We start from the raw sequence: 12,951 nt of genomic DNA, 5'->3' as shown, positions 1-12,951 counted from the left end.
AAATCGACCTATTTACAATCGGATCCAGGTCATATTACGAAAGCTATTATTACTTGGATTTTTTGCATTAATGCTGAGCATTTTGCCAGTCTTACTTAAACGCGCATTCAAGCTGTACTTATAGCCATCATAGGGATTGATCCATACACCTTGTCCAAATTCTTCATTTTGGCTCAGCATTTTCAAACCTGTTAATACTTCCATTCCGATAATGGGTTGATTCTTTAACGTCCCTGAGCATGCAGTACATAAGGTCGGGGCCGCCTCCTTCGCTGAAGGATACATTTTAACAATCACTGCACTGTATTGCTCGGTCGCAGAATGTCTTCGAATCACAATATCAGAGAGATAAGTGCCAGTGCGTTCATCCACCACTTTCCATGTACCAATTAGAGGATCAGTCGGTGCAGCGTGAATAGCCAAAGGAGCACTCAGTCCAAGTAACAGGACACAAGCGCGGAAAAAAGGTGTATGAGTCATGAGGGGTACATCTAAGATATGGAAAATAAACAACATCTTATTTTATTGTTTTAGTGGAATAATCACATCATATTTTAGGGAACTTGGCAGTTCCCTATCATTTTTAAATCATGCGATATAAGCGTTCTTTCGGGAATACTGCGGTGAAGGTCGAGCCTTCATTTTCTTTAGAGGTAATTTCTAAATGTGCGCCGTGTTGCATGAGTACATGCTTCACAATCGCCAGACCTAATCCTGTACCACCAGTTTGACGGCTACGTGCGCTATCGACTCGGTAGAAACGTTCGGTTAAGCGTGGCAAATGTTTTGGATTAATCCCGATTCCATTGTCTTGTACAGTAAAGTAAGCATGGTCACCATCTTCATGCCAGCCAATGGTAATGATGCCACCAGCGGGCGTGTACTTAATTGCATTGGTAATTAAGTTGCTGAATGCACTGGCAATTTCGATGTCAGAACCAATTAGGTCACAATGACTATCAATATCCAAGTTTAAAGTATGACCATAATCCAGATTGTAGGCTCGTGCATCGTCAAAGATTTGATTCATCAGATTTGCCATATCAATGATCTGATTTTTTGCTACTTTTTTATTATTTTCTAAATTGGACAATAACAATAGATCATTGACCAAAGCATTCATACGTTTGGTTTGTGACTGCATTTGCGTGAAAGCACGTTTCCAACGCGGGGTAATATCATCTTGATCAATAAAGGTTTCAATATATCCGCTGAGTACGGTGAGTGGTGTGCGTAGCTCATGGGAAATATTATCGACAAAGTCTTTACGCATTTGTTCGAGGTTATGTACGCGAGTCGTGTCATAGGCCACGAGCAAACGGCTTTCACCACCAAAACGGGTGAGTTTGACTTGTACATAACGTTCTTCATCCATCTGTGCTTGTAGACGGATGCCATCTGGCGCTTGATCGCTATGGTTAAAATATTCAATAAAACTGGGTTGGCGCAAAATCGAAAGTAAGTTGCGGCCTCGATCCAAAGGACTAATGCCTAGCAGTTTTTCTGCTGCGGGATTCCACCATTCGATTTGATGTTGATCATCAATTAAAACAACGGCTTCCGCCAGCGCCACCAAAGAGGATTGTGCACGGTCAATCAAGCCCACCATTTCGGCTTGAACAATACGTTCTTGCCGCTGTGCACGGTAGACATTGAACAGTAATGCACCCCAGATCCCATTCAGATTTGGGGGGACATCATAAGGGCGATTGGAAATCCATTCATTAACCAGATAAAGCGAGCGGAGCTGTAGCATGAAGAACAGCACAAAGGCAACAAAAATACAGCTCCAGAAGTAACCAACCCCGAATCCGACTAAGCTCGCAATCAATAAGAAAAAAAGTAACAGTCTTAAATCTTGTTTTGCAAAGGTCCACAAACTGCTGTAACGAAAACGTTGGTGTTCACGTGCCAGTTCAGGGACGGGATAAGGTTCATACATAAAGGATTTTTAACCTACTGCTAAATCTGCTCGTGTCGAGAAGCGATAACCTGTGCCACGAACGGTTTGTACAAAACGGTCGACACCAAAAGGCTCTAACACTTTGCGTAAACGACGGATGTGTACGTCAATGGTACGGTCTTCGATATAGACATTGCCACCCCATACTTGGTCCAGTAATTGAGCACGTGTATAGGCACGTTCTGGGTGAGTCATAAAGAAGGCCAATAAACGATACTCGGTTGGACCCATCTCTAAAATACTGTTGCCAAAGCTGACACGCTGACTGACAGGATCAAGCATTAAGCCATTGGCATCAATCACTTTTTCGCCGCTAAGTGCATTGGCACGACGTAAAACGGCTTTAATACGAGATACCAGTTCACGCGTTGAAAATGGTTTAGTCATGTAATCATCTGCACCCGCATCAAGACCTTGTACTTTATGGTCTTCTTCGCCACGGGCTGTCAGCATAATGACAGGAATTTCTGCCAAATTTTCATCACGTTTGAGGCGACGGCATAAGTCTACACCACTCACACCACCTGGAAGCATCCAATCCAGCAAAATAAGAGCAGGACGCTGGTCGACAATAATCTGATGCGCTTGTTTGGCATCCTCTGCTTGTAAACATTGGAAGCCTGCCATATCCAAAGAGGTATGGATCATTTCGCGGATCGGTAGCTCATCATCAACAATTAAAATATAGTCATCTTTCACAGCGCAATACCCTTAAAATCCGTAACGGTTTAACCGTTTTGTTGTTATGACAGGCTTATTACAAAGATTAATTATGACAATATCATTGCAAAAGAGTTAATAAAGTCGAATTTAGCAATAAATTGTGACAATTGTAGGGCAGTGCGGTGACTAAATGATGACAAATTTTTTATCAAGAAAGCAAATGAATTCATTTGCTTAACTGAAGCGAAGTTTAACAGCTTTATTTGTCACAAAACTGTAAAACGATTTTAATTTTTTTGCGATGTCGTTTGAATAAATGACAAAAAGACAGCACAGCAGGCGGATAAAACATCTTCTAAGGGCTGTTTGAAGCCTTCTGAGACCCAACGGATAATAATATGTGTCACATAGCCATTTAAGCCTGTCGCCATGAGCGAGACTTCTTCTGTACTTTGTGGTGCATTGGGCATGGTGATCATCACGAAGCCTTGAATAATACGGTCAAATTGGGTCAAGGTTTCTTGAATGGTGGCTTGATTGTGCAGATCTTGAACCAGCATGGCATCGATATAAATAATTCGCGCCATTCGCGGATCGTCTTTAATTGCACTCAACAAAGCCGATAAACCTGCGGTCACCATATTTTGGGGTTCAGGCGCCGCCATTAGAACAGCTTGAGTTAAACAGGTTTGCATTTTTTCAATCATTTTTAAAAATACGGTTTGGAATAATTCCTCACTTTTTTTAAAGGATTCATAAAAGTAGCGTTCAGTCAGCTTGGCTTCATTACAAACATCTTTCACCGTCACAGAGAAAAAGCCATGCGTGCCGTAGGTTGCAATACCTGCTTCAATTAATTTTTCACGACGTGCTTCTTTACGCTCAGTTAAAGAGAGACCTTTGAATTGTCGCTCTTTCACTTCAGTCTTCTTTTTCTTCTGTGTTGCTTGATCTTGAGTTGCCATTGAGAAAACCGTTCCCTAAAAGTCTTTAAATCGTGTGCTTAATCTTTGCATTTCAACCATGTTGTACTGACTTAGCATAACCATATTTTGAAAATATGACTTGTCTCTTTTAAACATCTTCGGCCATAAATGTAAATAGGCCTATTATGACATGTCGGATGTTGGTTATTGCCATTTGTCTTAAATTACCAGTGTACTATATTGACAACCTGTATTGTCAAAATTATATTGGTTACAGGTTAAACAGCACATGATTGGGGCGAATCTGTGCAGATCATTCGTAATACAAAGGATAGGCAATGAAAAATTTTAAAAATAAAGTCGCAGCGATCACTGGTGCAGGTTCTGGGATTGGACAACAATTAGCTGTTTTATTGGCTAAACAAGGCTGTCATTTGTCATTGAGTGATATCAATGAAAAAGGCTTGAATCAAACCGTTGAATTAGTGAAGCAGTATCCAGTCACAGTGACCACCAAAGTACTTGATGTTTCAAATCGTGATGCAGTGAAACAGTGGGCACAGGAGACTGTACAAGATCATGGTTCAGTCAATTTGATCTTCAACAATGCAGGTGTAGCCTTAGGTTCAACTGTTGAAGGTGCAAGCTACGAAGATTTAGAGTGGATCGTTGGAATTAACTTCTGGGGTGTGGTGTATGGCACCAAAGAATTCCTGCCATTCATTAAACAAACCAAAGATGGCCATATCATCAACATCTCCAGTATTTTTGGTTTAACCTCGCAACCAACACAATCCGCGTATAACGCAACCAAATTTGCGGTACGTGGCTTTACCGAATCATTACGTCAAGAGTTGGATATTGAGAAGGGCGGTGTCAGCTCACTCTGCGTACACCCAGGCGGGATTCGTACCAATATCGCCAAAGCAGCGAAAATGAATGACAGTTTGAAGAGCTTGGGCATGGATCCAAACAAGTCGATCAAGCAATTCGACAAGTTCCTACGTACGCCACCAGAAGAAGCAGCTCGTCAAATTTTAAATGCCGTATTGAAAGATAAACGCCGTTTATTGATTGGAACAGATGCACGTATTGTCGATTCGTTCCAGCGTTTATTCCCAACGGGTTATCAACGTATTGCAGCGCTTGCAACCAAGATGATGTAAGTTGTTATCATAAAAAAGCCATTCTGTATGAATGGCTTTTTTATTTGCGTCAGAACAAGCAGATATTAAACAATCTGAGTTCGGTTTGACTACCCTCTAAGCTATTGAAAATAATTAGCTTGGTGGAATCTTACAATGTTCTCACCCAATTTTAGGATCAGCCGCTACGTCTTGCACTTCAGCTGAAATATATTTCAACTTCGTTCAGGCTCGACCTACTTTTGTTTTGGCATGAGGAGCGAATGCTCCGTAAGGGCAAAACATGAGGGACGAATAGCGAAGATTAATAATCTTTGCCGTACCGCAAGGTGAAAGCTATGCTTGAATAATAAACTACGCACTGTGTTTATCTTGCGCTTCACCAAAGCTTTAGTCGCTTTGGCTTGCTCAGGTTGTAGATGACGTTTACAAGTACCATATTCAGCCTCGAACTCAGGTTAAATAAGAACTTTGATCTTGGTTTTTTTCCAGAAGAACTGATAATAAAACGCTTGGAATATACATAGACTCACAAAGGAAAGTGCGTAAGCAATCCAGATGCCTGTTAAGCCCCAAAGTGAGCTAAACCAGTAGGCGCAAGGGACTTCGATTAGGAGAATGGTCAAAATATTGATCATCATAGGAATATTGACCGCACCACTGGCACGCATAATCGACGCAAAAATAGCACTTGCCCCAAAGAATAAAATCGACCATAGCACGATAAATAACAGTTGTTGACCCAATTCAATCACACTGTGATCGGTAATAAACAATGCCATGAGATATTTTGAGAACAAATAAGCTAAGGTAATCAAGCTACCTGTAAATAAGAAATTCATGCCCAAAGCAGTACGTGTTACTTTCGCTAATAACTCAGGCTTACCTGCGCCAATGGCTTGTGCTGCAAAAATAGAAGCGGCAATCGAAATTGACAGCGCTGGAAACTGAATATAGTTCAGCACTTGATTGACTGCACCATAGGCTGCAGTGGCATGTGCCCCATAATGGTTAATCAAGCCGATAATCACCAGACCTGCCAATGACGTAGTGACCATCTGAATGCCGGTCGGAATCCCGAGTTTTAAAATTAATTTACTCAGTTCAGCATCATGGCGAATATGTTGCAGCAATAAACTATCAATTTTCAGTGGATGATTTTTATAGTTTAGATAAATTGCTAAGAAAATTAGCACAGCGGCATAACCGATAATGGTTGCAATCGCAGGGGCAACAATGCCTAAAGCCGGGAAACCAAAATAACCTTTTAGTAACACGGGTGTCACGCCTAGACCGATTAAGCTGGTGAGGCTTAGCGCAATCAACGGCGTCACACTATCGCCAACGCCACGTAAGATCGAGGTGTAAATGATATAAACGAATAGCAAGGGGCTACCGACCAGCATCCATTGAACATAAGGCAAGGACAGGTGCATTACTTTAGGGTCAGTACCCAGCAATTCCAGAATATGTTTGGCAAAAACCAGACCCAATACCGCAATAATACTGCCGCCAATCAAGGTCATAAATACGGTAGAGCCAATGACAGCACGGACTTTTTCCAGATTTTGTGCACCCCATGCCTGCCCAATCAGCACCGTGGAGCCCGCAGAAATTCCAATCACAAAGGCCAGTAAAAAGAACAGGATGGGAAAGAATACTGAAACGGCAGCAATCGCATCGACACCCATCATTTGACCGACAAAGATGGTATTAATGGTACCCGATAGGTTTTGTAAAATATTGGTTGCGATCAATGGAACAAGAAAAACAAAAAAGGTTTTCCAGAGATTTGGTTGCATCACCAAAGGTTGGCGTGGTGTCATTCAATTTCCTTCACGCTTCATCCTGAAACGTCTATGTTTTCTTCAACATACCATTATCGGTATCTGTTGTGTTGAAGTCATGATTGTTCAGTTTATTTTTGTTGATCAACACTGTACGAGGATTTCACCTGCACGTTGCAATGTTTGATCAGTCTTGGCAAAGCAGAATCGAATCAATCGTAAGGACTCAGGTGCTTGTTGATAAAACACTGAAATTGGAATCGCTACGATTTTGTGTTGTTCAGCCAGGAATTGGCACATGTCGATATCATTCAAATCAGGACGAATGTTGCTGTAATCCAAGTTTTGAAAATACGTGCCTTGGGAGGGGATAAAGTTAAAACGTGAGTTTTGAATCTGGGCATTGAATAAGTCGCGTTTTGCTTGGTAAAAGTTTGGTAGCTCTTGAATATGTTCAGGATGTTGCTGCATATAATTGGCAAGTGCAATTTGACAAGGTGTGGTACCGCAGAAATTGGCAAATTGATAAATCTGACGGAATAGACGCATGAGTTGCGGTGAGGCAACACAGTAGCCTGTTTTCCAGCCTGTAACATGGTAGGTTTTGCCGAAAGAACCAATCACAAAACTACGCTCACGTAATTCAGGGAATTGCAGTGCGCTATAGTGTTTTTGTCCATCAAAGATCAGATGTTCATAGACTTCATCGGACAACACTACAATATTTTTATCTTGAATGAGTTCAATCAGTTGGCGCCAGTCCTGTTCAGACCAAATGGCACCTGTAGGATTGTGTGGCGTGTTGACAATAATCATGCGGGTTTTCGCATTGATGCTGTCTTTTACCTTTTGCCAATTCACCTGAAAGCTAGGTGCTTCTAAATGGATATGAACCGATTTCCCACCTGCCAGTTGTACCGCAGGTGCATAGCTGTCATAGCTTGGGTCAAAGATAATCACTTCATCATCTGCATGAATACAGGCTTGAATCGCACAGAAAATTGCAATGGTTGCGCCTGGGGTAATGGTGATTTCGGTGACAGGATCAAGTTGTAGTTGGTCGCGTTGTAAAAATTGTGCGGCCAGTTGCTGTCTTAATGCCAGTACACCATCGCCAGCAGGATATTGGTTATAACCTGACAGTGTGGCTTGACTGAGGGCTTCCAGCAGCGCAGGTGGAGCAGGGAAGTCGGGGAAGCCTTGGGATAGGTTTAGTGCATTCAGTCGTTGTGCGAGTTCAGTCATCACGCTAAAGATGGTAACGCCTTGGCTTGGGAGTTTTGACTGAAGTTGCAACATTGGATGTCCTTTTTTAATATCTCATTTCTTTTGTACGATGATTCTGCACAGCCTCGTATGCTGTGAGGAATTATATGTATTTGCATAGGCATGTTTTACTTTTCAAGGATGAAAAGTAACAAAAATCCTTTGTAGTGCTGATGGCCCGTCCCTGAGGCCACAGCACTACGGGCGGCATCCATGCCGCTATCACGATAGCTGATTCTGACTTAAATTTAACAAGAGAAATTTAGCGCAAGATTCGCTTAATGCGTGATTGATTTACAAAACATTTTCAACAATGGCACGAATTACACCCAGTGCTAAACCAATAAAAGCACCGACAATTACCCCATTGACGCGAATCATATGCAAATCACCGCCGACTTCGCTCTCGATTTTGGCAATCATTTCACGTGAATCCCATTCATGAATACGTTCACTGATATAACGAATAATCTTGTCGCTGTATTGTTCACTAAAATTGGTGGCTAAACCCACCATTTTTTCATTCAATACATGACGAACTTTTTCATTTTGAATCAGGCTTTCACCCAGTTGTTGTATCGCAGCCTGTAAGTTTGTGGCAATGCCTGAATCTTCCTGCATTAAATCGGTCTTGATGGCATCACATAGAATCGCCACAGCACCACTAATAAAGTTCAACACTTGCGGGCTATCGAGTAACGCATCTTTGCCACGATTCAAACGTTGACTGGCTTCACTGTCGGTTTCTGCCAGTTGGAGCATCAGTGAATGCGTAGTTGCTTCAATGTCTTGACGCCACGGATGTTCAGGATTGGCCAACATGGATTCAACTTTTTCAATCAAGGAGTCAATGGTACGTTGCTGTACATCGATACCGATCCAGCTTGCACCCTTGGCAAGTTTCCAGACACCAAGCTCTTGAAACAGTTTACGTGATAAATCGCGTGCTTCTTCAGGATGAGACACCATCCATTCATGCGCTAAATCTAATCCACGTTGTAACACATCTTGGTGGAAATCGTTTTCCAGCACAGCACGCAGCATTTCACTGGCCAATTTATTGACCTTGGTACTTCTGACCCATTGCACACTATTATTTTGAACAAAGTGTGCAATTTGATCTTGGCTAACAAATTCGAAAATTCTTGGCACGGTGTGCTGAATCATCTGCACCACATGTTGATTGTTTTTTGGATTGGCCAACCATTGACCCACCGCCAAACTAATGTCGGCATTTTCTAAACTACGTTCAACCACTTGTGGTGATAAAAAGTTTTCCTGTACAAAGCGCCCCATCGATTCGGCAATACGTGCTTTATTGCGAGGGATAATTTCGGTGTGATCACGCAACAGTTTGGGTAACGGTATTCTGCCGAAAGGATTGCGAAATAATACGGTTACCGCATACCAATCGGCTAAACCACCGACCACACCAGCTTCTGCACCTAGCATAAAAATATGGATGAGCCATTTATATTCAGGGAGAAAATGTGCCGCGACCATTAAAGCAACCCATGACACCACAGCAATAATCAGTGCCATGGTGGCGAAGTATTTACTTCTTTGTAAGCTTGGGACGTGGATTTCTTCGACTGAACTCATTGAGCCATCCTTTTAATTTACTTTTTGTTTTGAGGTGGTGCAGGTGGCTGCAACACTTCTCCTGTCGGACTCAGACCATATTTAGGGCCTAAGGATTGCAAAATCAGTTGCGCATCAAAGGCATCTGGTGATTGCTGCTGAGTCTTGAAACATTCGATAGTATACGACACTTGAACTGGATCAATATTGACCACTTGTGGGGTATCTTAGAATGGATCAGGCCAAAAGGCTGGATGACGACGGTAATAGCCATAAGGGTAATACGATGGTGTCGGATAAATCACAGCCTGACGTGGTGCTTTATGACGGGCATTACTTGGATCATCCACCACACTAAAATAGCGGAAACCATTTTTTACTGTTGTTTGTGCTGCTTTGAGCAAGGTAATTTCTTCAGCTGTACCATAACTCAAATTATTATCGGCTTGGAAACCGACACGGTAAGTTTTGTTATTTAACGGATAAGCGGTGAATTGACCGAGTTGGTCAAAGGTTCTGGGTTTGGAAGGAACCGTTGCACATCCTGCAAATGTCAGTGCGACAAGGAGCGGTGTGCATATTAATAAAGATTTCATATGCTTTTCCTATATTCAGTGTCGAGGGAGATCGACTTAAAAGCTACTATTCGGTTGTGTTAAAAATTCTAGTTCATCCGCTGTGGAGATACGCCCTAAAATTGCGTTGCGATGCGGATAACGTCCAAAGCGATCAATAATCACTTTATGCTTTTTCTCAAAGTTTAGGTTAATTTCATTGCCCAAACGTTGAAACAGTTTTAGTGCAAATTCATGTATTTTTTTAGATTCGCTGTGCATAAAGGGCATATATAAGAATGAGCGCTGTTCAGGGCTCAGTTGCGCATCGAGCTGTAAGCTAATCGCTTCTTGTGAAAGTGCCAGTGCAAGACTGTCGTAAGCAAAAGCCTGTGCTTGGTCTCGGTATAAGTTTCGCGAGAATTGATCAAGCACAATAATTTCGGCTAAACGACCTTCAGGCGTTTGACGCCACGACCATAATTCTGCTTGGGCTGCCTGATGATGAATATCTGCAAATGATTCGCGGATTTTTGTGTCGAATTCATCACTTTTGGCAAACCAGAGTGAACGATGACTAGGGTCAAACCAAAAATTAAGAATGTCTTGCGCTTGCATGGGCGAGTATCCATTGGAACATTTATTTTTAAATAAAATCACAATTTCAGCGTGTCTTATGTAACAAGATTGTGATAAAAATTGCCAAACTAAACAGGGGTTTCTGTCGCAGAGATTTATGAAATGTGAACAGACCCTAGATGACTAGATCGTAATTGTCGTTATAATTGGCTGAGTCGAAGGGATTGGCATGTCATCATGTCTGTAGAATCGACGGAGTCGCTACCATGAATTTGGTCGGCTGATCTTGAACAAGCGAGCATATAATATGAATCAACCCAGCCTTACCTCCTCTGTGATACCAACTTGGGTAGATGCCTCGCTATTAAAGGGGATGTTACGCGGGATCGAGCGTGAAAGCTTACGCATGCAAAGCAATGGATTTTTATCACAAAAAAATCATCCAGAAGCTTTGGGTTCAGCGTTAACACATCCACATATCACTACAGATTATTCTGAAGCGTTGATGGAGTTTATCACCACCCCACAAAGCACCATTGCGGCTGCGCTGAATGAATTGAGTGATATTCACAGTATCGTACATCAGCAGTTGGAAGAGGGTGAGCGCCTATGGCCGTTGTCTATGCCCTGTATGCTAGATGATAACGAAGAAAATATTAAACTTGCCCAGTATGGTAGCTCCAATATCGGTCGTTTTAAAACCCTTTACCGCCGTGGTTTGGGTGTTCGTTATGGTCGCCGGATGCAGACTATTTCAGGGGTTCATTATAATTTATCTTTCCCTGACCAACTATTTGCAGCATTACAGCAACATGAGACCAATCAAGAATTAAAACAGCTCAGTTTGCAAGATTATCGTAGCCATCGTTATTTTGGTTTGATCCGAAACTTTATTCGTTTAATCCCTTTAGTCATGTATATGTTGGGTGCAAGTCCTTCAGTATGTCGCTGTTTTTTAACAGGTCGTGAACATCATTTACAGCCGTTGGTGAAAGGCACGTTATACCTGCCAGAAGCAACTGCATTGCGTATGGGACGTTTGGGTTATCAAAACACAGCGCAAAAGGAACTCGGTATTCATTACAATGATTTGCATGATTATTTGGATGGTTTGCAAAAAGCCGTGCACACACCTTATGCAGCATTTACCGATTTAGGCCTAAATGATGAACAGGGTGAGCCAATTCAGATTAATGATCATGTACTTCAAATTGAAAATGAATACTACAGCTTAGTTCGCCCAAAACAGGTGCCACAAGCAGGTGAAACACCTTCACAAGCTTTAAAGAATCGTGGTGTGGGGTATGTAGAGTTGCGTGCAGTCGATGTGAATCCATACAGTGCGATCGGTATTGATCAAATTTCGGCAGGCTTTCTTGAGAGTTTGGCCTTCTACTGTTTACTCAAAGACAGCCCAGATTTATTTGCAGAAGAACAAGAGCAGATTGATCATAACCAAACGGAAGTGGTTAATCGTGGTCGTGCGGCAGATGCCAAAATTGCAGTAGGTCAAAATATCGTATCACTGCAGGATTGGGCGCAGGATCATTTAGATGCAATTCAGAACTGTGCTGTGTTGTTGGATCAAATGGATGGCACGCAGCTATATCAAGATGCGATTCAAATCATGCAACAGCGTTTAAATCATGTGGAAGACACCCTGTCTGCCCATGTGATTGACGATACTTTAAAGTACAGTGGTACATGGAATTTTGGTAGTGTGATGGCACAGCAACATGTCGATCACTATGATCAACACCCACTCAGTGAAGAACGTAAACAATATTTTGCACAATTGGCGCATACTTCGTTGCAAAAACAGGCGCAACTTGAACAAGATAACGACATGAGTTTTGAACAATATCTTGCACAATATCGCTAAAATTTTAGAGGACTTCCCATGCGATGGAATTACCGCTTAGTTAGTGCATTACTGGTACTGACCAGCATCATTGGTATCTCATTTGCGTTGTATTTAGAGCATGTGCAAGGTTTAGATCCTTGTCCATTATGTATTTTCCAACGCCTGGGCTTAATTGGAATGGGGCTCATTGCGCTCATTGCATTTATCCATAACCCAGTTTCTAATGCATTTAAACGTTTTTATGCCTTTTTAGCGACTTTATCGATTGGCTGGTCAGTTGGTGTGGCGGCACGTCATGTCTGGTTGCAAAGTTTACCACCAGATAAAGTCCCAAGCTGTGGACCTGGTTTAGATTATTTGGTCGATGCATTACCGATGAAAACCGTACTGCAAGAAGTACTTTCGGGTTCAGGCGAATGTGCCGCGGTAGATTGGACTTTCCTCGGACAATCATTGCCAGTTTGGTCTCTCGTTTATTTTAGTTTGATTTTATTGATTTGCTTATGGCAGCTGTTTAGAAACTACAATAGCTCTCAAAAATAATGGAACAGTTTTCATAATATTTTAGAACCCGAAATATGGATGTATGTTTCGGGTTTTTATTTATTAAAATTAAAAATAAT

11 protein-coding genes and 1 pseudogene are annotated in these 12,951 nt (G+C 41.9%); 3 read left to right on the top strand and 9 right to left on the bottom strand.

The annotated features are described in order from the left end of the window. Positions 1 to 12 precede the first annotated feature (12 nt). The 4 genes from F909_RS13015 to F909_RS13030 form a co-directional block, all read right to left on the bottom strand. Positions 13 to 480: a DUF2147 domain-containing protein gene (locus F909_RS13015; protein WP_032877727.1), complete on the bottom strand. Its 468-nt coding sequence runs from the start codon at positions 478 to 480 to the stop codon at positions 13 to 15. A gap of 103 nt (positions 481 to 583) precedes the next feature. Next, positions 584 to 1,942, bottom strand: a complete 1,359-nt coding sequence (gene phoR, locus F909_RS13020) for a phosphate regulon sensor histidine kinase PhoR (RefSeq protein WP_005147790.1) — start codon at positions 1,940 to 1,942, stop codon at positions 584 to 586. A gap of 9 nt (positions 1,943 to 1,951) precedes the next feature. Further along, a complete protein-coding gene (gene phoB / locus F909_RS13025) occupies positions 1,952 to 2,662 on the bottom strand; it encodes a phosphate regulon transcriptional regulator PhoB (RefSeq protein WP_005147788.1) in 711 nt (236 codons plus the stop codon). 251 nt (positions 2,663 to 2,913) lie between these two features. Further along, entirely contained in the window at positions 2,914 to 3,591 is a 678-nt protein-coding gene (locus tag F909_RS13030) for a TetR/AcrR family transcriptional regulator (protein WP_005147784.1), read from the bottom strand. A gap of 299 nt (positions 3,592 to 3,890) precedes the next feature. On the opposite strand from F909_RS13030, the gene F909_RS13035 reads away from it, so the two are divergent. Next, positions 3,891 to 4,718 carry an SDR family NAD(P)-dependent oxidoreductase gene (locus tag F909_RS13035; RefSeq protein WP_005147782.1) on the top strand — a complete coding sequence of 276 codons (828 nt, stop codon included), beginning with the start codon at positions 3,891 to 3,893 and terminating at the stop codon, positions 4,716 to 4,718. Positions 4,719 to 5,155: 437 nt separating this feature from the next. Here the strand turns inward: F909_RS13035 and F909_RS13040 are convergent, their stop codons facing one another. The 5 genes and pseudogenes from F909_RS13040 to F909_RS13055 form a co-directional block, all read right to left on the bottom strand. Continuing rightward, entirely contained in the window at positions 5,156 to 6,523 is a 1,368-nt protein-coding gene (locus F909_RS13040) for an MATE family efflux transporter (protein WP_005147778.1), read from the bottom strand. A gap of 105 nt (positions 6,524 to 6,628) precedes the next feature. Then, positions 6,629 to 7,783, bottom strand: coding sequence for a pyridoxal phosphate-dependent aminotransferase (locus F909_RS13045; RefSeq protein WP_005147776.1), 1,155 nt, complete (start codon positions 7,781 to 7,783; stop codon positions 6,629 to 6,631). Positions 7,784 to 8,044: 261 nt separating this feature from the next. Then, positions 8,045 to 9,352 carry a DUF445 domain-containing protein gene (locus F909_RS13050; RefSeq protein WP_005147775.1) on the bottom strand — a complete coding sequence of 436 codons (1,308 nt, stop codon included), beginning with the start codon at positions 9,350 to 9,352 and terminating at the stop codon, positions 8,045 to 8,047. Positions 9,353 to 9,369: 17 nt separating this feature from the next. Then, positions 9,370 to 9,927 (bottom strand): annotated as a pseudogene (locus F909_RS0120190) (CC0125/CC1285 family lipoprotein). Between the two features lie 36 nt (positions 9,928 to 9,963). Next, positions 9,964 to 10,503 (bottom strand): DUF924 family protein, encoded by a 540-nt coding sequence (locus F909_RS13055; protein WP_005147771.1) that lies wholly within the window; start codon positions 10,501 to 10,503, stop codon positions 9,964 to 9,966. Between the two features lie 268 nt (positions 10,504 to 10,771). Here F909_RS13055 and gshA point away from each other — a divergent pair, with 268 nt between their 5' ends. Both gshA and F909_RS13065 read left to right on the top strand, forming a co-directional pair. After that, on the top strand, positions 10,772 to 12,346 hold the full coding sequence (gene gshA / locus F909_RS13060) for a glutamate--cysteine ligase (protein WP_005147770.1): 1,575 nt from the start codon (positions 10,772 to 10,774) through the stop codon (positions 12,344 to 12,346). Between the two features lie 18 nt (positions 12,347 to 12,364). Beyond that, the gene (locus tag F909_RS13065; protein ID WP_005147769.1) at positions 12,365 to 12,871 is read left to right on the top strand and encodes a disulfide bond formation protein B; all 507 of its coding nucleotides are present in this window, start codon (positions 12,365 to 12,367) and stop codon (positions 12,869 to 12,871) included. Positions 12,872 to 12,951 lie beyond the last annotated feature (80 nt).

Origin of the sequence: Acinetobacter sp. ANC 3929, from assembly GCF_000369405.1 — a bacterium.
GTDB lineage: Bacteria > Pseudomonadota > Gammaproteobacteria > Pseudomonadales > Moraxellaceae > Acinetobacter.
This window is presented reverse-complemented; position numbering and strand designations above follow the sequence as displayed.

Coding starts and splice junctions, on each gene's coding strand:
- F909_RS13015 (WP_032877727.1), bottom strand. CDS start 480: ATGACTCATACACCTTTTTTCCGCGCTTGTGTCCTGTTACTTGGACTG.
- phoR (WP_005147790.1), bottom strand. CDS start 1,942: ATGTATGAACCTTATCCCGTCCCTGAACTGGCACGTGAACACCAACGT.
- F909_RS13030 (WP_005147784.1), bottom strand. CDS start 3,591: ATGGCAACTCAAGATCAAGCAACACAGAAGAAAAAGAAGACTGAAGTG.
- F909_RS13035 (WP_005147782.1), top strand. CDS start 3,891: ATGAAAAATTTTAAAAATAAAGTCGCAGCGATCACTGGTGCAGGTTCT.
- F909_RS13040 (WP_005147778.1), bottom strand. CDS start 6,523: ATGACACCACGCCAACCTTTGGTGATGCAACCAAATCTCTGGAAAACC.
- F909_RS13045 (WP_005147776.1), bottom strand. CDS start 7,783: ATGTTGCAACTTCAGTCAAAACTCCCAAGCCAAGGCGTTACCATCTTT.
- F909_RS13050 (WP_005147775.1), bottom strand. CDS start 9,352: ATGAGTTCAGTCGAAGAAATCCACGTCCCAAGCTTACAAAGAAGTAAA.
- F909_RS13055 (WP_005147771.1), bottom strand. CDS start 10,503: ATGCAAGCGCAAGACATTCTTAATTTTTGGTTTGACCCTAGTCATCGT.
- gshA (WP_005147770.1), top strand. CDS start 10,772: ATGAATCAACCCAGCCTTACCTCCTCTGTGATACCAACTTGGGTAGAT.
- F909_RS13065 (WP_005147769.1), top strand. CDS start 12,365: ATGCGATGGAATTACCGCTTAGTTAGTGCATTACTGGTACTGACCAGC.